The organism is Sandarakinorhabdus sp., assembly GCF_032115815.1.
Classification (GTDB): domain Bacteria; phylum Pseudomonadota; class Alphaproteobacteria; order Sphingomonadales; family Sphingomonadaceae; genus Sandarakinorhabdus.
This window is the reverse complement of sequence record NZ_JAUMBI010000236.1, coordinates 1-21,717: the sequence shown is the minus strand read 5'-3', so window position 1 is coordinate 21,717 and position 21,717 is coordinate 1. Positions and strand designations below refer to the sequence as shown.

At 67.0% G+C, this 21,717-nt stretch carries 25 protein-coding genes; 9 read left to right on the top strand and 16 right to left on the bottom strand.

The features are described 5' to 3' along the window. From RT662_RS13530 to RT662_RS13515, 4 genes are all read left to right on the top strand, one after another. The coding region (locus tag RT662_RS13530) for an MCE family protein (protein WP_313671219.1) at positions 1-674 on the top strand (674 nt) is incomplete at its 5' end. Next, positions 671-1,270: an ABC-type transport auxiliary lipoprotein family protein gene (locus RT662_RS13525; RefSeq protein ID WP_313671218.1), complete on the top strand. Its 600-nt coding sequence runs from the start codon at positions 671-673 to the stop codon at positions 1,268-1,270. The genes RT662_RS13530 and RT662_RS13525, both read left to right, overlap by 4 nt. A 76-nt stretch (positions 1,271-1,346) precedes the next feature. Further along, on the top strand, positions 1,347-2,285 hold the full coding sequence (locus tag RT662_RS13520; protein WP_313671217.1) for an alpha/beta hydrolase: 939 nt from the start codon (positions 1,347-1,349) through the stop codon (positions 2,283-2,285). Next, positions 2,282-2,782, top strand: a complete 501-nt coding sequence (locus tag RT662_RS13515; RefSeq protein WP_313671216.1) for an RNA pyrophosphohydrolase — start codon at positions 2,282-2,284, stop codon at positions 2,780-2,782. Before RT662_RS13520 ends, RT662_RS13515 begins: the two co-directional genes overlap by 4 nt. On the opposite strand, the gene RT662_RS13510 is transcribed toward RT662_RS13515, so the two are convergent. Both RT662_RS13510 and RT662_RS13505 read right to left on the bottom strand, forming a co-directional pair. After that, complete coding sequence (locus RT662_RS13510; protein ID WP_313671215.1) at positions 2,773-3,153, bottom strand: MFS transporter; 381 nt, start codon at positions 3,151-3,153, stop codon at positions 2,773-2,775. The genes RT662_RS13515 and RT662_RS13510 overlap by 10 nt on opposite strands. Beyond that, complete coding sequence (locus tag RT662_RS13505) at positions 3,150-4,022, bottom strand: MFS transporter (RefSeq protein WP_313671214.1); 873 nt, start codon at positions 4,020-4,022, stop codon at positions 3,150-3,152. Before RT662_RS13505 ends, RT662_RS13510 begins: the two co-directional genes overlap by 4 nt. A gap of 118 nt (positions 4,023-4,140) precedes the next feature. Between RT662_RS13505 and RT662_RS13500 the strand changes: the two genes are divergently transcribed. After that, entirely contained in the window at positions 4,141-4,545 is a 405-nt protein-coding gene (locus RT662_RS13500; protein ID WP_313671213.1) for a GFA family protein, read from the top strand. Here RT662_RS13500 and thiS read toward each other — a convergent pair. The 6 genes from thiS to rpmH form a co-directional block, all read right to left on the bottom strand. Next, complete coding sequence (gene thiS, locus RT662_RS13495; protein WP_409530175.1) at positions 4,542-5,537, bottom strand: sulfur carrier protein ThiS; 996 nt, start codon at positions 5,535-5,537, stop codon at positions 4,542-4,544. The genes RT662_RS13500 and thiS overlap by 4 nt on opposite strands. A gap of 11 nt (positions 5,538-5,548) precedes the next feature. Continuing rightward, positions 5,549-6,199, bottom strand: a complete 651-nt coding sequence (gene yihA, locus RT662_RS13490; protein WP_313671212.1) for a ribosome biogenesis GTP-binding protein YihA/YsxC — start codon at positions 6,197-6,199, stop codon at positions 5,549-5,551. Further along, positions 6,196-7,974 (bottom strand): membrane protein insertase YidC, encoded by a 1,779-nt coding sequence (gene yidC / locus RT662_RS13485; RefSeq protein WP_313671211.1) that lies wholly within the window; start codon positions 7,972-7,974, stop codon positions 6,196-6,198. Before yidC ends, yihA begins: the two co-directional genes overlap by 4 nt. A gap of 88 nt (positions 7,975-8,062) precedes the next feature. After that, the gene (gene yidD, locus RT662_RS13480) at positions 8,063-8,272 is read right to left on the bottom strand and encodes a membrane protein insertion efficiency factor YidD (protein ID WP_303783100.1); all 210 of its coding nucleotides are present in this window, start codon (positions 8,270-8,272) and stop codon (positions 8,063-8,065) included. Next, positions 8,269-8,658 (bottom strand): ribonuclease P protein component, encoded by a 390-nt coding sequence (gene rnpA, locus RT662_RS13475; RefSeq protein WP_313671210.1) that lies wholly within the window; start codon positions 8,656-8,658, stop codon positions 8,269-8,271. The genes yidD and rnpA overlap by 4 nt, the downstream gene beginning before the upstream one ends. Before the next feature lie 5 nt (positions 8,659-8,663). Next, the gene (rpmH, locus tag RT662_RS13470) at positions 8,664-8,798 is read right to left on the bottom strand and encodes a 50S ribosomal protein L34 (protein ID WP_017667053.1); all 135 of its coding nucleotides are present in this window, start codon (positions 8,796-8,798) and stop codon (positions 8,664-8,666) included. Between the two features lie 164 nt (positions 8,799-8,962). On the opposite strand from rpmH, the gene argJ reads away from it, so the two are divergent. Further along, entirely contained in the window at positions 8,963-10,186 is a 1,224-nt protein-coding gene (gene argJ / locus RT662_RS13465; protein WP_313671209.1) for a bifunctional glutamate N-acetyltransferase/amino-acid acetyltransferase ArgJ, read from the top strand. A 16-nt stretch (positions 10,187-10,202) separates the two neighbouring features. Here argJ and RT662_RS13460 read toward each other — a convergent pair whose 3' ends face one another. Together RT662_RS13460 and RT662_RS13455 are read right to left on the bottom strand one after the other, a co-directional pair. Beyond that, complete coding sequence (locus RT662_RS13460; RefSeq protein ID WP_313671208.1) at positions 10,203-10,559, bottom strand: DUF6768 family protein; 357 nt, start codon at positions 10,557-10,559, stop codon at positions 10,203-10,205. Next, entirely contained in the window at positions 10,556-11,116 is a 561-nt protein-coding gene (locus RT662_RS13455; protein ID WP_313671207.1) for a sigma-70 family RNA polymerase sigma factor, read from the bottom strand. The genes RT662_RS13460 and RT662_RS13455 overlap by 4 nt, the downstream gene beginning before the upstream one ends. Positions 11,117-11,211: 95 nt before the next feature. Between RT662_RS13455 and RT662_RS13450 the strand changes: the two genes are divergently transcribed. Continuing rightward, positions 11,212-12,120, top strand: a complete 909-nt coding sequence (locus RT662_RS13450) for a glutathione S-transferase family protein (protein WP_313671206.1) — start codon at positions 11,212-11,214, stop codon at positions 12,118-12,120. A 31-nt stretch (positions 12,121-12,151) separates the two neighbouring features. Here the strand turns inward: RT662_RS13450 and trxA are convergent, their stop codons facing one another. The 6 genes from trxA to RT662_RS13420 all read right to left on the bottom strand — a co-directional run bounded on the left by trxA (position 12,152) and on the right by RT662_RS13420 (position 20,957). Next, the gene (gene trxA / locus RT662_RS13445; RefSeq protein ID WP_017667048.1) at positions 12,152-12,469 is read right to left on the bottom strand and encodes a thioredoxin; all 318 of its coding nucleotides are present in this window, start codon (positions 12,467-12,469) and stop codon (positions 12,152-12,154) included. A 22-nt stretch (positions 12,470-12,491) separates the two neighbouring features. Beyond that, a complete protein-coding gene (gene addA / locus RT662_RS13440; RefSeq protein WP_313671205.1) occupies positions 12,492-15,929 on the bottom strand; it encodes a double-strand break repair helicase AddA in 3,438 nt (1,145 codons plus the stop codon). After that, the gene (addB, locus tag RT662_RS13435; RefSeq protein WP_313671204.1) at positions 15,926-18,928 is read right to left on the bottom strand and encodes a double-strand break repair protein AddB; all 3,003 of its coding nucleotides are present in this window, start codon (positions 18,926-18,928) and stop codon (positions 15,926-15,928) included. Before addB ends, addA begins: the two co-directional genes overlap by 4 nt. 162 nt (positions 18,929-19,090) lie before the next feature. Then, on the bottom strand, positions 19,091-19,549 hold the full coding sequence (locus tag RT662_RS13430; RefSeq protein ID WP_313671203.1) for a MarR family transcriptional regulator: 459 nt from the start codon (positions 19,547-19,549) through the stop codon (positions 19,091-19,093). A gap of 360 nt (positions 19,550-19,909) precedes the next feature. Then, positions 19,910-20,440 (bottom strand): hypothetical protein, encoded by a 531-nt coding sequence (locus RT662_RS13425; protein ID WP_313671201.1) that lies wholly within the window; start codon positions 20,438-20,440, stop codon positions 19,910-19,912. Between the two features lie 37 nt (positions 20,441-20,477). Next, complete coding sequence (locus RT662_RS13420; protein ID WP_313671200.1) at positions 20,478-20,957, bottom strand: hypothetical protein; 480 nt, start codon at positions 20,955-20,957, stop codon at positions 20,478-20,480. Positions 20,958-21,145: 188 nt separating this feature from the next. Here RT662_RS13420 and RT662_RS13415 point away from each other — a divergent pair, with 188 nt between their 5' ends. Both RT662_RS13415 and RT662_RS13410 read left to right on the top strand, forming a co-directional pair. Then, entirely contained in the window at positions 21,146-21,529 is a 384-nt protein-coding gene (locus tag RT662_RS13415; RefSeq protein WP_022679958.1) for a VOC family protein, read from the top strand. After that, positions 21,529-21,717 (top strand): hypothetical protein (locus RT662_RS13410; RefSeq protein WP_313671199.1); only part of this gene is annotated, 189 nt, incomplete at its 3' end. The genes RT662_RS13415 and RT662_RS13410, both read left to right, overlap by 1 nt.

The following is a 21,717-nucleotide window of genomic DNA, read 5'->3' as shown; positions in this document are numbered from 1 at the left end:
CGGCCGGGGTGGAAGGCGTGGGCTTCACCGGCGTATCGCAGATCCAGCTGGATGGCGCAGTTCAGGGCGCCAAGCCGATCACCGAGCCCGGCCCCGATGGCGCGCCGGTCATCCCGCCGCGGACCGGCGGCCTGAACGATCTGCTCGCCACTGCGCCGGAAGTGCTGTCGAACGTGTCCCTGCTCACCAAGCGGCTGAACGATGTGCTGAAGGACGAAAATCGCGAAGCATTGGCCGGCATCTTGAAGAACACTGATGTCGCCACCGCTGCGCTCGCCAAGGGCGCCCCCGATCTGGCCACGGCGCTGGCCGAAGCGCGCACCACAATGACCGCCGCCACCGCCACCCTGCAGCGCATCGAGGCGCTGGCCGGTTCGGGGCAAGCGCTGGTGGATTCAGACCTGCGCCCGCTCGCGGCTGATCTGCGGCGCACCGTCACCAATGCCAATGCGACTTTGGCGAAGGTGGATGCCCTGGCTGGCAGCGCCCAACCGGGTGTGGAAATGCTGGCCAATCAGACCATTCCGGAAACCACCCAGCTGATCCGCGAGCTCAGGGAAACCACGTCGCGACTGGGGGCCATCGCCGCGAAACTGGATGAGGACCCGGCTGGTGCCCTGATCGGCGGCCGCCGCCTGCCCGAATATCAACCGCCCAAGGGAGACGCGAAATGATGCAGCGATTTGCACCAATCATCGCTGCGTTGCTGCTGGCCGGCTGCGGCCCGCTGGTGCAGGTGGGCGGCAACGCGCCCGCCCCCGATGCGCTACTGGTGCTGCGTGCTGATGCGCCGCCGCCGCAATGGGCTGGACCGACCGCCGTGGGCGACACGCTGGCGGTTGCCATTCCCGATGTGCCGGCCGAACTGCAGACGCTGCGCCTGCCGGTGCAACTGACCAGTGCTACCGTGCAATATCTGGCTGGCGCCAGTTGGGCCGAACAGCCCAATCGCCAGTTCCAACGCCTGCTCGCCGATACGCTGGCCGGCGCCGGTTTGGCCGTGCTGGACACACGGCAAGGCGGTGTCGCCCCGGCGCGCGCGCTCACCGGCCATTTGCGCGAGTTCGGCCTGGATGTGCGCGGAGCCCCGGTGGTGCGCGTGCGCTATGACGCGCAACTGGCCGGGCCACGTGGGGCCGGCACCGTGGCGCTGCGCAGCTTCGTGGCCGAAGAAAAGGTGGCCAGCCAGCAACCCGCCGTCGTCGCCGCCGCGCTCAATCGTGCCGCCAACCGGCTGGCGGGCGAAGTGACGGCGTGGGTGAAAGGCTAAGCCCAACCAAATTCACCGGTTGCCCACAGACAGCACCGGCCTAGAACAGCAAAAAACCGCCTTGGGAGTTTCCGCCATGCCCGCCAAAACACCTTATGTCCGCCCCGATGTTGCCAACCTGCTGGCCATGATGGCCGCCAATCCGGGCCCGTCGTTCACCGAAATGAGCCCCGCCGAAGGCCGCGCCATGTACCATGGCATGGGCCAGATGCTGGAACTGCCGCGCGGCGAGATCGGCAGCACCGATCTGACACTGCCCGGCGGCATCAAGGCCCGGCTCTACACGCCGGCATCGCTCGAAGATGGCACGGTCGTGGCCTATTATCATGGCGGCGGCTGGGTGATCGGCGATCTCGAAACGCATGATCCGCTCTGCGCCGAAATCGCCCGCGCACTGGGCCGCCGCGTGCTGGCGGTGGATTATCGTCTTGCCCCCGAAGCCCGGTTCCCGGCCGCGGCAGAAGATTGCCTGGCCGCCACCCGCTGGCTTGCTGGCTCGCCCGCCGAACTGGGCAGCGCCGTCACCGGCATCATCCCGGCCGGCGACAGCGCCGGCGGCCATATGGCGGCGCTCGTCACCCGCGAGCTGCATGGTCATTTGCCCGTGCCGATCGTGGCGCAATGGCTGATCTATCCGGTGACCGACATGACCGCAGCCGAAGGTTCGATGGTGGAACTGGGCGAAGGTTATGTGCTGACCAAGGCCACCATGGACTGGTTCATCGACGCCTATATGGGCAGCGCGACCGACAAATTGCTCCACCCCTGGGCCAGCCCGCTGCACGCCGAAACGCTGGACGGCCTGCCGCCAGCGATGCTGATGACCTGTGGACTGGATCCGCTGCGCGATCAGGGCCGGGCCTATGCCGGACGGCTGATCGAACATGGCGTGCGCACGATCTTCCGGGAAGCCGCCGGGCAAATCCACGGCTGCTTCACGATGCGGCAGGGCATTCCGAGCGCGCAGGATGATCTGGCCGGCTGCATTGCGGATCTGAAGCTGCTGCTGGCATGACGCCCCCTTCAGCCATCCCGCGTGAACACAAGTCCGGCCTGCCCTATCGCCCCTGCGTGGGCGTAATGCTGGTCAATCCGGCTGGCCTGGTCTTCACCGGTCAGCGCCTCGATCAGATGGTGGAGGCCTGGCAGATGCCCCAGGGCGGGATCGATCCGGGCGAAGACCCGTATGAGACGGCGCTGCGCGAATTGTGGGAGGAAACCGGCGTCGATCCGGTGCTCACCTCCTTGCTCGGCGAAACGCCGGAGTGGCATTATTACGACCTGCCCGACGATCTGATCGGCCGAATCTGGAAGGGCCGTTATGCCGGCCAGCGCCAGAAATGGTACGCGCTGCGCTTCCACGGCACAGATGCGGACGTGAACATCGCGACGGAGCATCCCGAATTCCGCCACTGGCGCTGGAGCCCGGTGGACACGCTGGTGGACATGGCTGCGCCGTTCAAGCGCGAGCTCTATGCCGATGTGATCGGGGTGCTTTCGCCCTATCTGTGAGCCGCCCAGTCGAGCGGTTCCACCTTCGGCACCAGCACGGCCAGGCTGAACAGCGCGATCAACGGCGCACCGGCAGCAAGCGCGAAGGCGGCGTTGTAGCTGCCGGTGGCATCAATGATGGCGCCGGTGATCAGCGGGTTCACGATGCCGGCGATATTGCCGAAACCGTTCTGGATACCGGTCCATTTGCCCACCGCCGTGGGGCCGGCAAACATCTGGGCCATCATGTTCACGCACACGTGCATGATGCCGATGCCAAAGCCGGCCAGCAGCAATGCGGCGATCAGCGCGCCCTGGCTGTGGGACAGGGGAATGCCGGCCAGGCCCATCGCCGTCATCAACGTGCCAGCCATGGCACCGAAGCGCCTCACCGGGCCGGGGCAAGGCCGCGCCGCAACAGCACATCGTTCACCTGACCGCCAATCAGCGCTGCCACCGCCTGCGCGGCAAAGGCCAACGCGCCGATCCACGCCATGTCCTGCAGGCTGTAATGGCGCACCTCGACCAGCCACAGCGGCAGCCAGGTGACGAGGAAATAGAGACCAAAGCCCCAACAGACTTGGCTGAGCGACAGTGACAGCGCGGCACGGGTGACAAGGATCTGCAGATAGGTAGGCCCATCCCCGGTGGCGCCAGCATGCACGGCGGGCGGCGGCAGCCGCTTGATGGTGATGATCCAGGGCAGCAGCCACAACAAGGTGGCGATGCCGACCACGCCAAACAGCCAGCGCCAGCCCAGCGAGGCCAGCAGCAGCCCGCCCGCCAGCGTGCCGAACGCCGGCCCCAGGGCGAGGCCGATGGACAGGGCGGCATTGGCCGCGCCCTGCCGCGCCGCATCGACATGATCGACGATCAGCTTGAACAGCGCCGGGAAGGTCACCGCCTCGCCCACCGCCAGCAGCAATCGCAGCAGCACCAGCGCAATCAGGCCATTGGCAAGGCCGGTCAGCGCCGTCGCCAGCCCCCACAGGCCAAGCCCTGCCGCGAGCAGCCAGCCGGCATTGGTGCGGCCCACCAGCCAGCCCGCCACCAGTTGCCCCGGCGCATAGACCCAGAAGAAGGCCGAAGCGGCGAGACCATATTGGGTGGCGGTGAGGCCCAGATCGTCCTTCAGGCGCGGCGCAGCGATGCCCAGCGTGCCGCGATCGATGTAATTGATGAAGACGGCCAGCCCGATCAGCCAGACCAGCGCCGTCACCGCCCCTGCCTGTGCGCTCGGTCGCTCGCCTGCTTGTGCCATTGTTACCCCCGCGTTCGCAGCGTGGGCAGCGGCCGTCGGCCTGTCAAGCAGGGGTCGCCTTGGTTGTGCCGGGGCCACGGGTGCGATAGCGTTTGGCACACAATCGGAGGATGTTGCCATGGCGGGGCTGGAAGGTGGATGTCTGTGCGGGGCGGTGCGTTACAGCGTGGCGGCCGAACCGGTGATGCAGGCCGTCTGTCATTGCAAGAATTGCCAGCGCCAGGCCGGCAGCGGCTGGTCGATGATCATGGGGGTGCCGGCGGCGGCGCTGGCCGTCACCGGCGAGGTGAAGACCTACGAAGACCATGGCGAGTCCGGCGGTGACGTGCTGCGCCAGTTCTGCCCCATTTGCGGCTCGCCGCTGTTCAGCCGGGTTTCGGCGGCGCCCGATCTGGTGTTCATCAAGGCTGGCACGCTGGACGACACCAGCCAGTTCACGCCGCAGATGCAGTTCTGGACCGACAGCAAACAGCATTGGGTCGATATCGCCGGCGTGCCGGGATTCGCCCGCAACCCGGGTTAGATCAAGCCGGCCAGCGGGCTCGACGGATCGGCATAGCGACGCTTGCCCATGCGGCCGGCGCGATAGGCAAGACGGCCGGATTCGACCGCCAGTTTCATGGCGCGGGCCATCAGGATCGGGTCTTTCGCTTCGGCGATCGCGGTGTTCATCAACACGCCGTCGCAGCCCAGTTCCATGGCCACCGCTGCGTCTGACGCGGTGCCCACCCCGGCATCGACCAGCACCGGCACCTTGGCATTCTCGATGATCAGCCGCAGCGTCACCGGGTTCTGGATGCCCAGGCCCGATCCGATCAGACTGCCCAGCGGCATGATGGCGGCGGCACCCAGCTCTTCCAGTTTCTTGGCGGCGATGGGATCATCGGCGCAATAGACCATGACGTCGAAGCCATCCTTCACGAGTATGTCGGTGGCCCGCAGCGTTTCCGCCATGTCCGGATACAGCGTGCGCGCTTCACCAAGCACTTCCAGCTTCACCAGATTCCAGCCGCCCGCCTCACGCGCCAGCCGCAGCGTGCGGATCGCATCGTCGGCGGTGAAGCAGCCGGCCGTATTGGGCAGATAGGTGAAGCGCTTGGGATCGAGAAAGTCCGTCAGCATCGGCTGGCTGCGATCGGTCACGTTCACGCGCCGCACCGCCACCGTCACGATTTCTGCGCCGCTGGCTTCGGCGGCGGCGGCATTCTGGGCATAATCCTTGTACTTGCCGGTGCCGACGATCAGCCGCGAGGTGAAGCGGCGACCGGCCACTTCCCACGTATCGCCGTCATCAGCAGAGTCACTTTGGCCGCCACCAACGAAATGCACGATCTCCAGCGCATCACCGTCGGCCAACACCACATCGGCAAAGGTCGAGCGCGGCACGATGGCCAAGTTGCGCTCCACCGCGACCTTCGCGGCCGGCAATTCCAGTTGCACCAGCAGATCGGCAATGCTGGTGCCTTCGGCCACGCGGCGCGGATCGCCATTCAGGGTGATGGTCAGCTCGGTCATTGTGGTCGTCATCATTGGCCAGTAGCGGCGGCCAGCACGGCGGCGCGCAGTTCGGGGATGCCCTCGCCCTTTTCGGCAGAGGTGGCGATCACCTCCGGATAGGCCGCCGGGTGGATGCGGGCCGCCGCAGAGACAGCCTCGTGCACCTTGGCCAGTTCGGTCGGCTTGATCTTGTCACCCTTGGTCAGCACCACCTGAAAACTCACGGCGGCCTTGTCCAGCATGCTCATGATCTCGCGGTCCACCGGCTTGATGCCGTGGCGGCAATCGATCAGCACCAGCACCCGGCGCAGCACGGTGCGCCCGCGCAGATAATCGAACACCAGGTGCTTCCACTGCCGCACCACGTCCTTGGGCGCTTCGGCAAAGCCATAGCCGGGCATGTCGATGATGCGAAACAGCGTCGGCTCGCCCACTTCGAACACGTTCAATTCCTGCGTGCGCCCCGGCGTGACCGAGGCCCGCGCCAGGCCATTGCGACCGGTGATGGCATTGAGCAGCGAAGATTTGCCCACGTTCGATCGGCCAGCCACCGCGATTTCCGGCACATCTGGCGCCGGCAGAAACCGCAGTTCCGGCGCCGACAGCAGGAAACTCACCGGCCCGGCAAAACGCTTGCGCGCGGCCTCGATCAGATCGGCCTTGATCTCTTCATCGGTCACTTGCGGCGACGTCCTGCACTCGGCTTCGGCGCGCCCGGCTTGGGGCCAGCGGGCTTGGGCGGATTGGGTTTCACATCAATCACCGCAGCCGATGGCGGCGTTGCCGGCGCCGGATATTTGCGGTTCATGTACAGCTGCTGGGCGATCGAAACCAGGTTGTTGATCGTCCAGTACAGCTGCAGACCGGCCGCGAACGGCGCCATGAAGAACATGAACAGCCACGGCATCAGCGCAAACACCTGTTGCTGCACCGGGTCCATCTGCGCGGGGGACAGCTTCTGCTGCAGCCACATGGTGACGCCAAGCAGGATCGGCAGCACGCCCAGCGCGATCATCGCCGGCGGCTGCCAGGCGATCAGGCCGAACAGATTGAGCGGGGTGAGCGGATCGGGCGCCGACAGATCGGTGAGCCACAGCACGAACGGCTGGTGGCGCATTTCGATGGAGATCAGCAGCGTCTTGTAGAGCGCGTAGAAGATCGGGATCTGCAGCAGGATCGGCAAGCAGCCAGCGAGCGGATTGACCTTCTCGTTCTTGTAGATGGCCATGATTTCCTGCTGCGCGCGCAGCTTGTCGTCGCCGTACTTCTCCTGGATCGCCTTCATGCGCGGGCCGATCAGGCGCATCTTGGCCATCGATTCATATTGCTTGTTGGCAATCGGGAACATGATGGCGCGCACGATCAGGGTCAGCCCGATGATGGCGACACCGAAATTGCCGGTGAACTTGAACAGGAAATCGAGCAGGTGGAAGATCGGCTTGGCGATCACTTCGAACCAACCCCAGCTCACCGATTTGTCCAGCCGCGGGATGCCGGCTTCGGTGTAGCGGTCAATCAGATCCACATCCTTGGCGCCGGCAAATAGCTTGGCGGTGCTGGTCACGCGGCCACCCGCCGGCACGGTGACGGCATCGGCCAGCCAATCGGCCTGGTATTGTCCGGCGGCATATTGGAAGGTGGCGGCGATCTTGGCCTTCTGATCCGGCACGGAGGCGGCCAGCCAGTATTTTTCGGTGAGGCCGAGCCAGCCACCGGTGGAAGTGAAGCGCTGCGGGCCTTCTTCGCGCAGCTTTTCAAATTCCAGATCACTGTCTTTCAACGTGTCCTGCAACACGCCCACGGGGCCGACATGGACATTGGTTTCGGCCGCAGCGGCTTCACCGCGGCGCGACACGAGCCCGAACGGCTGCAGCACGACTGGCGCAGCGCCAGGGTTCTCGATGCTCTGTTCGACGGTGAACAGGAAATCCTTGTCCACGCTGATCTTCTGGCGGAACACCAGGCCCGACGCCGTGGTGGTGCTCAACGTCACCGGGGTTGCCGGCGTCAGCGTCGGGCGATCGGCAGTCCACACGGCCGTGGCCGGCGGCGCCAATGCACCAACCCAGCCGAATTGGGCAAATTGCGCATCTGCCGTGCGGCTGGGCGAGAACAGGCGAACCGGCGGCGATGCCTTGTCGTTGGTCTGGCGATAGCTGGGCAGCACCAGATCATCGAACCGCGCACCGGTGAGATTGATCGAGCCTTTCAGGCGCGGCGTGTCGATGGCAACGCGCGGGCTTGCGGCCAGCGCGGCGTCACGGCCAACGATGGCGCCCTGTCCGCCAATGGCCGGGGCGGCCCCCGTCGCAGAGGGAGCCGCCGGCGCACCGGCCGTCGCTGCTGCGGTGGCAACCGGCTTGGGCGCTTCGGTGGGAAAGAAGCGATCGGCTACAACGGTCCAGCCGAGCAGCACCATGGTGGAAAGCACCACGGCGAGCACGATGTTCTTCACGTCGGGCGATTGATTGTCCTGAGGAGGCAATGCTGTCTCTCTGGCTGGAAGGGCAGGATTCGGATGGGATCGCGGCTGCTATAGCCGCTCAGGGCACCGGGTCATAGCCCGAACCCCCCCAGGGGTGGCAGCGGGCAATGCGGCGCACGGCAAGGCCAAAACCCCGCACCGGGCCATGGCGTTCGATGGCGGTGATGGCATAGGCCGAACAACTGGGCGAAAAGCGGCAGGATGGCGGCATCACGGCCGAAAATGTCACCTGCCACAGGCGGATCGGCCAGATCAGCAGTGATTTCATCGCCGGGTTCCCCGTCCACTCGTTTGCCAAGGCTTGTCTGTGTCCTTGGGTGGGAGATGGGCCTTGGCCAGTGCCTTTTCCAGATCGGCCTTCAACATGGCGAAATCGCGGGTCAGACCGGCCTCGCGCCCGATCAGCACATGATCGGCGCCGCTATGGCCGTGGGCGGGCAGGGTGAGCAGCACGATCTCGCGCAGGCGGCGCTTCAGCCGGTTGCGGATCACGCTATTGCCGATCTTCTTGGTGACAGTATAGCCGGCACGCATCGTGTCGCTGCCATCATCCCGCTGCCGAACAAGCAGCACAAAGCCGGCGGATGGTACCCGCCGGCCCTGATTTGCAGCCAGGAAATCCCGTCGCTGCCGGATGGTCTCCGGCGCGCGCATCAGCGTCAGGCCGAAAGCTTCTTGCGGCCGCGGGCGCGACGGGCGCGGATGACATTACGACCGCCGACAGTGGCCATGCGCGCGCGGAAGCCGTGACGGCGGGCGCGGACGAGCTTGGACGGCTGATAAGTGCGCTTCATGGGAAACAGTCCTGAAAATAGATTCGGTCTGGCCGCAGTTGCCTGCGTCCGGAAAGAGTGGTGCCGATAATGGGCCCGGGCGCCAGAGTCAACACGACTGTCAACACGACTGTCAACACGACTGTCACTGGACAAGCGCAGTTCTGGTGGCAAAAGCGGGAACCATGGAACGCTCCCCCCTCGCCCTGCCCTTCCCCGACCTTGCCCCCATCGCCGGCGTGCGCATCGGCACGGCAAGCGTCGCCTACAAGAAATGGACGCGCGATTGCGTCACGCTGGTGGAACTCGCGCCCGGCACCGTGGTGGCGGGCGTGACGACGCAATCAAAATGCCCCTCTCCGGAAGTGGAACTGTGCCGGGCGAAACTGCCGCAGGGCCAGGCGCGGGGGCTGATCGTCAATGCCGGCAACAGCAACGCCTTCACCGGCATGAGCGGTCGCCAGGCCGCGCAGGCACAGGCCGCGCGCGTCGCCGAAGTACTCGGCTGCAGCCCGGACGAGGTGTTCAGCGCATCGACGGGCGTGATCGGCGTGCCTCTGCCCGTTGATCTGGCGCTGTCAGGCGTCACCCAGGCCCATGCGGCGCTGGGCAAGGCCGATTGGCTGGCGGCCACCAACGCCATCGGCACCACCGACACTTTCCCCAAGGCCGCCACGGCCAGCGCCATCGTCGCCGGCACGCGCGTGACCATCGTGGGGATCGTGAAAGGCAGCGGCATGATCATGCCCGACATGGCGACCATGCTGGGCTTCATCTTCACCGATGCCGTCGTCAGCGCCGGCCTGTGGCAGCAGATGCTGCAGGCCGCTGTCGCCCCCACGTTCAACAGCATCACGGTGGACAGTGACACCAGCACATCAGACACGGTGCTGGCTTTCGCCACCAGCGGCGCCGGCCATCCCATGCTGACCCGCATGGATGACGCAGGCGCCGACGCGCTGGCCGCCGCGCTGGCCGATGTGTGCCGCCAACTCGCCATCTTGGTGGTGCGCGACGGCGAAGGCGCCCAGAAATTGATCGAGGTGAATGTGGCCGGCGCGGTGGATGACGCTTCGGCCAAGCGCGTTGCCATGAGCATCGCCAATTCACCCCTTTTGAAAACCGCGATTGCCGGCGGCGACGCCAATTGGGGCCGGGTGGTGATGGTCGTCGGCAAGGCCGGCGAACCCGCCGAACGCGATCTGTTGAGCATCCGCTTTGGCGACACGCTGGTGGCCGATAAGGGCATGGTCGTCCCAGGCTATGATGAAGCCCCGGTGGCGGCGCACCTCGCGGGGCAGGAGGTGCGCCTCACCGTCGATCTGGGCCTCGGGCTTGGCCGCGCCCGCGTTTGGACCTGCGATCTCACCCACGGCTACATCAGCATCAACGCTGACTATCGCAGCTGAACGCTGCGGGCGCCGATTATCGCAGTTGATGCAGCCGTAATTCCAGCCGGTGCAACTCGCGTAGCACCCGGTTGGCCTGCATCATCGGGTTCATCGACAGCTTCACGATCAGCGACAGCAGCAGCAATGTCACCGCCGGCAGCCCCCAGTGCAGGGCGCCCAGCACATCGGTGGCGGCAAAGAACTGCCAGCCCGCCCACACGGACGCAATGAAGGCCGCGGCCTGCACCAGCATCAGCAGCCAGTTGACCCAGCTGCCCGGCCCGGAAAACAGGCCCAGCGCCTCGCCGATGAAGCCCGGCTCCGGGCCCATGCGGGCCAGCAGGGCGCGTTCTTCGGCGGCCAGCGCCGCATCAATGTCGTTCTCGGTCATGTCTCGTCTCCTTCCAATATGGCCCGCAGCTTGCGGCGGGCGTGAAACAGCCTGGTCTTCACCGTGCCCACCGGCACCGCCAGCGCCACGGCCACCTCCGCGACCGAAAGCTGATCGAAATGATGCAGCGCGATCGCCGCGCGCTGCTCGGGCGGCAGACCGCGGATGGCGGCGTGCAGGCCTTCATGATCACCGGCTGGCGCGTCATCGGGCGGCAGTTGTGGTTCCGCCGCCAGTGCGGTGGCCAATGCGCGGCTGCGCTGGTTGCTGCGGATGTTGCCGGCACAGCGGCGGGTGACGATACGATAGGCCCAGGCCGGAAAGGCATGGGCATCATCCAGCCGCGGCAGCCCGCGCACGATATCGATCCAGCCGGCCTGCACGGCATCGCGTGCCGCCTCGCCATCACCCAGCAGGCGAACGGCATGGGCCAGCAGCCGGCGTTGCCACCGCGCCGCCAGCAGCGCCAGCGCGCGGGGCTGGCCGCAACGGGCATCGGCCACCAGGCAGGCTTCAATCAGGCGGTCTTGCGGGTTCATCGTGGCATAGGTGGCCACGGCGGCGCGATTGGTTCAATCGCTGATGCAATATTCTGGGCGCCCTCGCGATTTGGGGGATGGCGCAGCGGCAGCGAAGGGCCATCATCGCCGCCATGATCCCGATCCTCTACCATTATGAAGCCTCGCCCTTTGCCGAACTGGTGCGGGCCGCCTTTGGCGTGAAGGGCCTCACTTGGGGCAGCCTGCTGGTCCCCCGCATCATGCCCAAGCCGGACCAGACGCGGCTGACCGGTGCCTACGGCCGCACGCCGATGGTGCAGATCGGTGCCGACATCTATTGCGACACCGGCGCCATCCTGCCGGCGCTCGACGCCTTGCCCGGTCCCAGTCTTTACCCCGCCCCGCTTGGGCCCCTGCACAGACTGGTGGCAAGCTGGGCCAACGGGCCGCAATTCTTTGCCCATGTCGGCGCGGCGATGGGCGGGATGACGCCTGAAATGATGGGCGAGGATTTCATCAAGGACCGCCAGGCCCGCTTCGGCATGGACCTTGCCGCGCTGGGCCGCGCCGCGCCGCATCTGGCCGGGCAGGCACTGGTGGCGAGCCAGTGGCTTTCCGACACGCTGGCCGATGGCCGCGCTTTCATTGGCGGCGATTCGCCGGGGGCAGGCGATCTGGCGCTCTACAGCAACATCTGGTTCGTGAAGGCGGTGCCGACAGCGGCAGCCAATGCGGCCGCCATGCTGGCCCTGCCGGGCGTGGCGGACTGGTTCGCGCGCATGGCCGGCTTCGGCGTTGGCGAGCGGCGCGAAATGACAGCCGATGACGCGCTGGCCGCCGCCCGCGCCGCCACGCCCGCCCCGATCAGTGGCGGGGTGGACGCGCCCTACATGGCCGGGATGATGGTGGGCGTTACCCAGGAAGGCACAAGGGACGCGCCCAGCGTGGGCCGACTGCTGCGTTGCGGTTCAACCGGGATTACTATTGCCCGCGAAGTGGAGGACGGGCTCACCGTCCATGTCCACTTCCCACGCTTGGGGCAGGTGGTGGCACCGGCTTAAGCCAGCGCGCCCGTCAACCCCAGCGCTGGCCTCAAGCCAGCGCGCCCGTCAACCACGCCTTCAGTTCGCCCTTCGGCCGCGCGCCGACCATGGTGGCCGCCGGTTGCCCACCCTTGAACAGGATCATGGTGGGGATCGACATCACGCCATAGCGGCCCGGCGCGTCCGGGTTCTCGTCGATGTTGACCTTGACGATCTCCACCCCGTCCAGTTCGTTGTTCAGCTCTTCCAGCGCCGGGGCGATCATGCGGCAGGGGCCGCACCATTCGGCCCAGAAATCGACCAGCACCGGCTTGTCGGCACTGATCACATCGGCATGGAAGCTGGCATCGGTCACGGCTTTGGTCATGGGAAGACTCCGCAAATGAGGTTCACGACGGATAGATAGGCGCTGGCCCGTCCGCCTGCAATGCGGCGGATGGCTGCCATGCACCCAGCACATCGGCGGGCACTTCAATCAGGCGCGGGCCGGCGGTGTAGAGCAGCCCGGCGCGCACCGTGCGCCCCGGGAAAACCCGCGCCAATGCGGCGGCATAGGCGCCCATCTGCGCCAGGTGCGATGGCGGCACCATATCAAGCCCGGCCGGCACGCGGCTGCCGGTCTTGAAATCCACGGCCAGCACCTCGGTCTCACTCACCAGCAGCCGATCGATGCTGCCGGCGATCACCGCTTCGCCCACCACGGCCGCCACCGGCGCTTCGGTGAGTGCGCCGGCCGCAAACACCGCGGCAAAGTCCGGATCGTTAAGCACGGCCAGCACCGTCGCCACCAGTTCCTCAGCCTCCAGATCAGGCACGTTCAGCGCACACCATTGCAGCGCCACGTCGCGCCGCACATCGCTGGCCAGTCCCGGCAGCGTTTCGAACAAGCGGTGCAGCGCCGTGCCGCGCCGTGCGGCTGCCTTGCGGGCAGCATCGGGCGGCGGATCAGCCACCGTGTCCGGCCCCAGGCTTGATGGCGCCAGCGGACGCGGCGGCCGGGCTTCGGCCGGGGCCTGGCGCTGCCACCAGCGATCCGTGGTCAGCAGCGTCGCATCGGGTTTCACTTCGTCATCGCGCATCACCGTCGCCGGGCCAGAGCGGAACTGCCGCACTGGTTGCGGCCAATGCGGATCGTCTACCGCCTCCAGGTCGGTCAACGCCCCCTCAACCAGCTGGTACCAGCTTTCGGGGTGCACATCCCATTTCTTGCCGGGCTTGGTGGCGCCGCCGATGCACAGCACCTCCTCGGCCCGCGTCAGCGCCACATAAAGCAGCCGGCGATGTTCGCGCGCCGCCCTGGCGGCCCGATCATTCTGGGCGTCGTTCAGGAAGGCTGGCGGTGCCACCAGCCCGGACGGCAACCACAGCGGCAGTTCCGGGCCATTGCCCAGTGCCAGCACCAGTTCACCCTTTTCGGCCGGCGGCACATGGCAGGCATCGGCCATGATGACGATCGGTGCCTGCAGCCCCTTGGCGCCATGCACCGTCATCAACCGCACGGCGTCGATGGCGGCTTCGGGATCGCGCTTCACCTCCAGATCCTCGGCAGCCATCCAGGCGATGAACGCCTGCAGGCTGGCCGCGCCCGCCGCTTCACAGGCCAGCGCCTGATCGAGCACGGTGTCGATGGCATCGCGGGCTTCCTCGCCCAGCCGCGCCAACAGCTTGCGGCGGCCGGCCAGCGGCCCTGACAGGATGGTTTCGAGGAATCGATAGGGCGACACGTCCGCCGCCAGCCGCAACACCTCGGCCAGCAAAGCGCGCGGGGCGGCCATGGCGGGATCGTCGCTGGCCAGCAGCGCCGCCCACAAGGTGCCTGGCCGGCTGGCGGCCAACCCGGTGAGCTGATCATGATCGAGGCCGCAGAAGGGCGAGACCAGCAGCGCCGCCAGGGTGAGATCATCATCGGGCTGGCAGGCAAACTGCACCAGCGCCAGCAGATCGGCCACCGCCAGCGGTTCGGCCAGGTTCAATCGGTCGGCACCGGCCACCGGCACACCGGCTTCGTGCAGCGCCGTCACCAGCGCGTTCATCAGCCCGCTGCGCTTGCGCACCAGCACCAAAATGTCCTGCGCGGCTGCCCGCCGGCCACTGGCGGGCAGGATGAGCGCGGTTTCCGGCGCCAGCCATCCCGCGACGGTGGCGGCGATGCGGCGCGCCATGTCGATATCCTGCGCCAGCGGCGGGGCGTCATCCTCGGCAGTATCGTCGTCGTCCTCATCCGCGTTGTTGCCGGCATCGGGCAGCAACGCCGGCCACAGCATCACCACCCCAGCGCCGGGCTTGTGGGCGACATGCGGCTCCACCCCCTGCGGATCGAACATCTCGGGGCCAACATGGCTGATCACCCGGTCCACCACGTCGAGAATGGCCGGCACCGATCGGAAATTCACCGTGAGCGGCAGTTCCTTCCAGCATTCCGGCTCGGCCTCGCATAGCTGGTGGAAATCATCCTTCATGTCGGCATAGATTTGCGGATCAGCGCCCTGGAAGCCGAAGATCGACTGTTTGAAATCGCCGACCACGAACAGACTGCGGAACTGGTCGCGCTGACCAAGGCCGGAAAAATAATCTTCCACCAGCGCACGGATCACCTGCCATTGCAGCAGGTTGGTATCCTGCGCTTCATCGACCAGCACATGATCGATGCGGCTGTCGAGCTTGAAGCGCACCCAATCGGCGGCGCCGGGTTCGCCAAGCAGGCGGGCAGCAGCCGCGATCATGTCGTCATAATCGATCACCCCGGCGCGGTGCTTGGCGGCGCGCCAATCCTGCGCCAGCCGCACGGCGACGCGCAGATGGCGGCCGGCGAATTCGAGGATCTGCCAGCGGTCCAGATCGGCGCGGATGCCGAGCAACTGCGCCTGAATGTCGGCGCAGAAGGGCCGCCAGTCCGGGTTTTCCAGATCAAGGTCCTTGGGCACCAGCGTCGTCAGCGCGAGCGGCTCATTCTTGGTGGAATGGAACATCCGCCACAGATCAGGCCACAGCTTCGCCTTGTCGCGGGCGGCCAGAAAGCCGGCGAGCGCTCCGGCAAGCTTCTGGGCGTTGACCCCTTTTTGCCGGCCAAGGGCTTGCGCGAACTGCTGCAATCGCGGCAACGGCAGCGCCGCGATTCCCGCCGCCAGCGTCGCCGCCTCGCTGTCACCATCGGCCAACCCGAGCGCCCGACGCAGCAACGGCTCCACCCCCTCCACGCGCAATTCCGCCAACGCCGCGCCGTGGCGGGACAGCGCCGCCATGATCGCGTGCAGCCTTGTCTCGCCGCCATCGATGGCGATCTCCGCCACATCGGCCAGAAACTTGGGGTTCCCCGTATCGGTGAGCGCATCCGTCAGCACGCGGCGGCGCAACAGCGCGGCGGCACGGTCATCCAGTGTCTGGAACCCCGGCGTGATACCGGCTTCCACCGGGAAGCTGGCAATCAATCCTTGCGCGAAACTGTGGATGGTCTGGATGGCAAGGCCGGCCGGCGCTTCCAGCACGGCGGCAAACAGCCCGCGTGCGGCGCTGAGAGTGTCGGCGTCGGTCGCCGCGCCAATGGCTTTCAGGTCATGGGCCAGTTCGGCGTCGCTACAGCCCGCCCACCACGCCAGCCGCGCCATCACCCGGTTCTGCATTTCGGCCGCGGCCAGCTTGGTGAAGGTGAGGCACAATATCGCATCCGGCCGCGCCCCAGTCAGCAGCAGGCGCAGCACACGCGCGCTCAGCACCTGCGTCTTGCCGGTACCGGCCGAGGCAGCGACCCAGGCATGAACCTCCGGATCGGCGGCGTCCGACTGCGCCGGCTTCAGCGGCTCCAGCGCCTTGGTGCGCTCCCGGCTCACGAGACGCGCTCCCGCCGGTTGATCCATTCGGCAACGCGCGCCAGATGATCGAAATCGCCCCAGGCCCATTGCGGCTGCAACTTGGCCGGAAACGGGGTCTGCGACAGCAGATACTGCGCCACCAATTGCTCGGCCCGGATCAGCGCCCGTGTGACATGATCGGGCACATTGGCGCCCTTGCCCAGCGGATTGCTGCGCTTGCCGGCCTCCTTGCGCCCGCCCTTCAGCTGCCAATATTCGATTGAACCGGCGGTGCCGGCCGCCACCGGTTTGCCGTCGCGGCTGAGACCACCGGCCACGGCAATCGCCAGCCCCAGCGCCAACTGGTTGGCCTCCAGCGCCTTCACGCGCGTGCCGGAAGGCACCCCGCCGGTCTTGTAATCGATCACGCGCAGATTGCCCTCGCCGTCGCGGTCCAACCGGTCGATGCGGCCGCTCAGCATCACGCCGCCGGCCAGTTCCAGTTCGCCCTTCACTTCGGCCAGCATCTGCGCCCAGCCGGCGTCTTCCTCGTTCAGTATTTCCTGGCCCGCCCATTCCAGTGCCCGCTGGATGCGCGGCACCCAAGCGGCGGCAAGCAGCGGGAAATGCGAGGTGGCGCTGCTCAGCACTTCGGCGGTGATCTGCTCCAGCTGAAGCAGGCTGCCGTGGCGGGCGGCCACCCATTTATCCAGCACCTCATGGGCCAGATTGCCGCGCATCATCGCTGTCGGGTCCTGATCGAGCGGATCAAGTTTGCGCAGCTTCAATATATGCTTGGCGTGGAAGGCAAAGGGGTCGGCAATCAGCGTGTCGATCTCGGTGATGCTGATGCGGCGCGGGCGCAGCTTCAGTGCCGGGTTGGGCCGCGGCTGTGGTGCCGGTTGTGGCCCGCCGCTGGCACCATCCAAGGCGCGGGCGATCAGGATCAGATCGTCCCGGCGCGGCAGCATGTCGGCGCCGGCGCGTTCAAATTGCGCCACCAGCCGCAACCACAGGCGCGAGGCGACCTGCGGCCCACCTGCATCGCGGCGGGCGCGGGTGATCAGCACGCGTTTGGCGCTGGCGGCACGCAGGAAATCCTGAGCGGCCAGCCCCTGCGCCCGCGCCGTGCCGGGCAGGCCCAGCGCGCGGCGGATGGCCGGAGCAAGCCACGGATCGGGCGAGGGACGGCCGGGCCAGGTGGCTTCATTCAGGCCAGCCAGCACCAGCGTGTCGGCGCGGGTCAACTGCGCTTCCACCGGGCCCAAGATGGCGAGGCGCGGATGCCCCTGCCCCGGCACGCGCACGCTACTGCCGGCCATCAACGTGGCCAGTAACGCCGGGGCTTCATCGGGGCGCAGCGCACCGAACAGAGCGCCGTGCTGCTCGATTTCGGCGACCAATGCTGCCAGTTGCCGGCCGTCGGGCCCGGCCCAGGCGCCATCGCCGGCCAGCGCCGTCATCGCATCGCGCAATGCCGCCATCAGATCGGGCAGGGTGATCGCGCTGCCCTGACGCAGGCGATCCAGCGGTTCCAGCGCAGGGGCCACATTGTTCCACCAGCCCATCAGCATGGCGCGATGACGGGCGTGCCGGCCGTTTGCATCAAGCAGCCAGCGGTCCAGGCCGGCACCGGCGCCATCAAGCCCAGGCGCGGGCCGCACCCCGCGCAGGGCGATATCGGCGAGGCGCACACCAGCGGCAAAGCCTGTGTCGTCGCTGCGCACAAGTTTGTGCTTCAACACGGCCAGCAGGCGCGCTGGGGCGAAATCCTCGGCCATCGCCTCCACCAGCGCCAGCGCCAGCGCGCCCGGCGGCGTGAGCAGCAACGGTTGGCCAGCTGATGAATCGATGGCGATGCCCCACCGCCGGCAATGCGCCGCCACACGGCGGGCAAGCAGCGGATCGGGTGTGATGAGCGCGGCGCGTTCACCCGGCCGCTCCAGCGCCTCGCGCAGCGCCAGCGCCACCACCTGGGCTTCTTCCGCCGCGGTAGCGCATTCGGCCAGCGCCAGGCCTTCGATGGCGGCGGGCGGCGGTTGCGGCGGGGACGTCGCGGCGGCCGCCGGGGCCAGTGCCGCCAGCAATGCCGCCGCACGTTCGGGCGGGCCATCCAGAGTGCCGCCATGCACTGGCCACGCCTGCACATCGGCACGTTCCAGCCCCAACGCGGCGAGCAGTTTCTTCAGCGCCCATTGCGGGTGGCCCGGATCATCGCGGCCACCTTCGGCCGTGCTGATCGGTGTCGCGTCCCACCGCGCCGTGCCGTCATCGGACAGGTCATCATCAAGGCCGGGCAACACCACCAGCCCCTGCGGCAAGTGCAGCACCGCGCCCAGCAGCCGCACCAGCGCCGGGGTGGGATTGGCGAGGCCCGCCGCCACCACCAACCCAGCGGGTGGCGCTGCCTGCCAGCGCGCGATCGTGGCGTCGATCAGCGCCGCCAACCGGGTCGCGCCTTCGGTGCCGCCGTGGCCGGTGCGCGCTTCGGGCCAGACGGCGATGATCAGTTCCAGAAAGGCCAGCGTCTTCTGCCAATGATCGGCCAGATCCTGGCCATCGGCGGCGGCGCGCAGGGCTTCGGGTTCGATTTCCTCGGCCAGCAGCGCATCCAGCACCTCGCCCAACGCATCGCCCAGCCGCAGCCGCTCCACCGCCGAACGGTCGCTGCCCGGCAAGCTGGCCGCCAGCCGCGCCAGCTCCAGCCGGCGCACCAGCGGTGCCACGGCGGGCAGCAGCACATCCGCGCCTGCTGCCAGCCGATCAAAGCCGCCGTCATCCAGATCCCCCACCGGCACCATGCGCGGCAGCAGCAGGCCGCCACCGGATTCAGCACCTGATTTGGCACTGGGCAATTGCCGCACAAAGGCTTCGGTCAGCGCGGTCACCGCACGGCGATTGGGCAGCAGCACCAGGGCCCGCGCCAGCGCCAGCGGATCACCCGCCGTGCGCGCCAGCAGCCCAGCCGCCAGCGCATCGGCAAAGGCGATGTGCAACGCGATGTTGAACGCAGGCGGGCGCAGAGGTGGGCTGGTCACGTCGTCCAGCATAGGGCCAGTTGCAGCGCCTGCCAGCCCCTGATTGGGGATATCGCCATCAGCGCGGCTCTGGCGCAGCGCTGCTCCCAACCCCTTGTGAGCGGGGACAAGGCGGCGGGTGAGTGGGCCACCCGCCGCCGCCCCGCTTGGGCGGGATTCAGATCAGGCCGCCGCGCTGCGCTGATAACGAGCGCGGACCCGATCCCCAGTGCGCAACGCATCTGCCGCCAGCGCCAGCATCGCCTGATAGGATTCAGGCGAAATGCCCAGAAAACTGCGACGGCCATCACGCTGGCACGGCCGGCGCACGATCAGGCCTTCCTTGGTCATGCCATTGATCCAGCGCAGCGCCGTGGTGCTCGGCACATCGGCGGCAATACACAGGCTGGTGACCGAGGTTTCGCGGCGCCAATAATGCGCCACCGCCAGATCGAGCAGTATGTCCCACGCCGGTTCGCCCAGCGACAGCCCTGGCAGATGGCGGGCGCGCAGGCGGCGGATGCGGAACTGGCCTTCCAGAAAGGCGATGCAATCGGCTTCGGCAACATCGGCGCCGCTGGCTTGCGGCTGGCCCACCAATTTGTCGGCCAGCGCTGCCAGGCCCTGGGCCATATCGGCCACCTGTCGGGCAATGGCGGCCGACGGTTCACCACTGCCGGCCAACGCCTGCAGGGCCGCCAGATCCAGTCCACCGAAATCAGCGCGTGACCGGTCATGTCCCGGCGTCGCGCCGGGTACAGCCCGATCACCCCCCCGATGACTTTCAGACCCGTTCGGCAAGGCAGGTTCGGGCCGGACCCGTTCATCTCCACCCGGCACTGCCAGAGCCTGTTCTGGCTCTGGCGCAGCAGTGCGCGTCGATAAGGCTGCGGCGGTTGGGCGACCGGCACCAAACAAGCCGGAATCGCCGAAGTCGCGCGAAAAACCCGTGTCGTATCCGACGTCTATCATCGAAACTACGCCCCCATAGCCTGCGAACAACTATGGCTCGCACACTAGGGTCTCTAACATTTGCTCCACTCTGGTGATGCACAGGGGCTGGTCCATTATGGACAAACCAGCTTGGGAAATTAGTTCATTAAAGTTTAATTCTGGCGACCAAGCTGCAATTGGCCCGCGTTCGCCAGCGCCGGCGGGCAACAGGGCCAAGCACAGGCGCGCCGGCGGGCACAGGGCCTGGACGGAGGGGAAATTTTCCACCTGCCAGCCAAGGATTTCGGCCAGCATCGTCACCGGTTCGGCAAGCACAGGGGGCAATCCGAACAGCACCAGCCGGCGCGGCAACTGCGGAGTTGGCACCGCCCAATCCCCCGCAACGGGCACGGCGCCAAACCCGCCGGGCTGGGCCCAGCCCGGCCATTCGGCGCATTCCACCTGATCCTGGCTGATTACCCGCTGCGCAACATTCACTGGCCACCACTCCATCCGCCTGGCGCTGCAACGCCACAGCGGCGATAACGGCGGGTGAGTGATCGGCTTGCAGCGGTAAAGTACGCGAAAAATGGTTACCAATGCCGGGGGCTGAATCTTTCAGCCCGGCAAGGCGCGATCAGCATCCGGCAAAGGCCAGCAATTCTTCCAGCGCCAGCAGCGATACCGGCAGCACCAGGCGATCCAGCCCAAGGCGAGCCAATTGATCCACCAGACGGGCGTCATCAACGTCCACCCGTATCACGCTGCCGGCCTGGCGCAGCACCAGCCGCGGCGAGCCTGCGGGCCGATCAGTACCAGAGTCCTGGCCCGGATCGCCCTGCGCCCATCCGCCCTTTACCCACGCCACTTCGTCCCCGGACGCTAACGACTGGGGCTGCGTATCGTGAGCACCAAAGGCATCCGGAAAGTCGCCAATCCAGCTGCGTACCCGGCCAACTCCGTGGCCGGCTCCGTGGTGAGGCTCGATCTCCCACCCCAGGATTGCCGCCAGCAATCCAATCTTCTCAGCCTCGTCCGGCTGCAATCCCATCAACCGGATGCAGCGATTTGAGCATGCGTTGACCCCCTCCGCCAACGCCGGCGACAATATCTCCACAGCAATTCCCCAACTCAGACCCTCGCAACGCCGTGGTTAACCGCTTGGTAACGGACGGCAAGATGCAACTTGATCCGTTATGGTTTCTATCGGCGGTTTACCGTGGAGAGGCACGCGCCATCTCGACAGAACGCCGGCAATTTGCTTCCCTGTCGGTCCACACAATCACCACTTTGGGGGGATAGCACATGTTCAGCCACATCATGGTCGGCGCCAACGACACGGCCGCATCCAAGGCCTTTTACGACGCCACCTTCGCCGCCATGGGCATCGGCCCCGGCCACGCCGACGACAAGGGCCGCGTGTTCTGGATGACCCCCACCGGCATCTTTGCCATCACCCCGCCGATCGACGGCAACCCGGCCTGCAATGGCAACGGCAGCACCATCGGCTTTGCCATGGCCGGCCCGGAAATGGCAGATGCCTGGCACGCCGCCGGCGTGGCCAATGGCGGCACCACCTGCGAAGATCCGCCCGGCGTGCGCCAGGGCGGCATGGGCGCGCTCTATCTCGCCTATCTGCGCGATCCCGCCGGCAACAAATTGTGCGCCCTGTATCGGATGCCCGCCTGATGCGCGGCCTCACACTGCTGGGAGCAGTGCTTTTGCTGGCCGCGCCGGCGACAGCGCAACTGGTGCGGGACAAGCCGGTGCTCACGCTGGCCGGCGCCCGCATCATCACCGATGCCGCCCAGGCCGAGGCCGACAAGCGCGGCCTGAAGGTGACCATCGTGGTCGTCGATCCGGCCGGCATTGCGATT

Coding starts and splice junctions, on each gene's coding strand:
- argJ (WP_313671209.1), top strand. CDS start 8,963: ATGGAACGCTCCCCCCTCGCCCTGCCCTTCCCCGACCTTGCCCCCATC.
- RT662_RS13450 (WP_313671206.1), top strand. CDS start 11,212: ATGATCCCGATCCTCTACCATTATGAAGCCTCGCCCTTTGCCGAACTG.
- RT662_RS13500 (WP_313671213.1), top strand. CDS start 4,141: ATGGCGGGGCTGGAAGGTGGATGTCTGTGCGGGGCGGTGCGTTACAGC.
- yidD (WP_303783100.1), bottom strand. CDS start 8,272: ATGAAATCACTGCTGATCTGGCCGATCCGCCTGTGGCAGGTGACATTT.
- rnpA (WP_313671210.1), bottom strand. CDS start 8,658: ATGCGCGCGCCGGAGACCATCCGGCAGCGACGGGATTTCCTGGCTGCA.
- rpmH (WP_017667053.1), bottom strand. CDS start 8,798: ATGAAGCGCACTTATCAGCCGTCCAAGCTCGTCCGCGCCCGCCGTCAC.
- RT662_RS13460 (WP_313671208.1), bottom strand. CDS start 10,559: ATGACCGAGAACGACATTGATGCGGCGCTGGCCGCCGAAGAACGCGCC.
- RT662_RS13415 (WP_022679958.1), top strand. CDS start 21,146: ATGTTCAGCCACATCATGGTCGGCGCCAACGACACGGCCGCATCCAAG.
- thiS (WP_409530175.1), bottom strand. CDS start 5,537: ATGACCGAGCTGACCATCACCCTGAATGGCGATCCGCGCCGCGTGGCC.
- RT662_RS13520 (WP_313671217.1), top strand. CDS start 1,347: ATGCCCGCCAAAACACCTTATGTCCGCCCCGATGTTGCCAACCTGCTG.
- RT662_RS13525 (WP_313671218.1), top strand. CDS start 671: ATGATGCAGCGATTTGCACCAATCATCGCTGCGTTGCTGCTGGCCGGC.
- trxA (WP_017667048.1), bottom strand. CDS start 12,469: ATGACCAAAGCCGTGACCGATGCCAGCTTCCATGCCGATGTGATCAGT.
- RT662_RS13515 (WP_313671216.1), top strand. CDS start 2,282: ATGACGCCCCCTTCAGCCATCCCGCGTGAACACAAGTCCGGCCTGCCC.
- RT662_RS13505 (WP_313671214.1), bottom strand. CDS start 4,022: ATGGCACAAGCAGGCGAGCGACCGAGCGCACAGGCAGGGGCGGTGACG.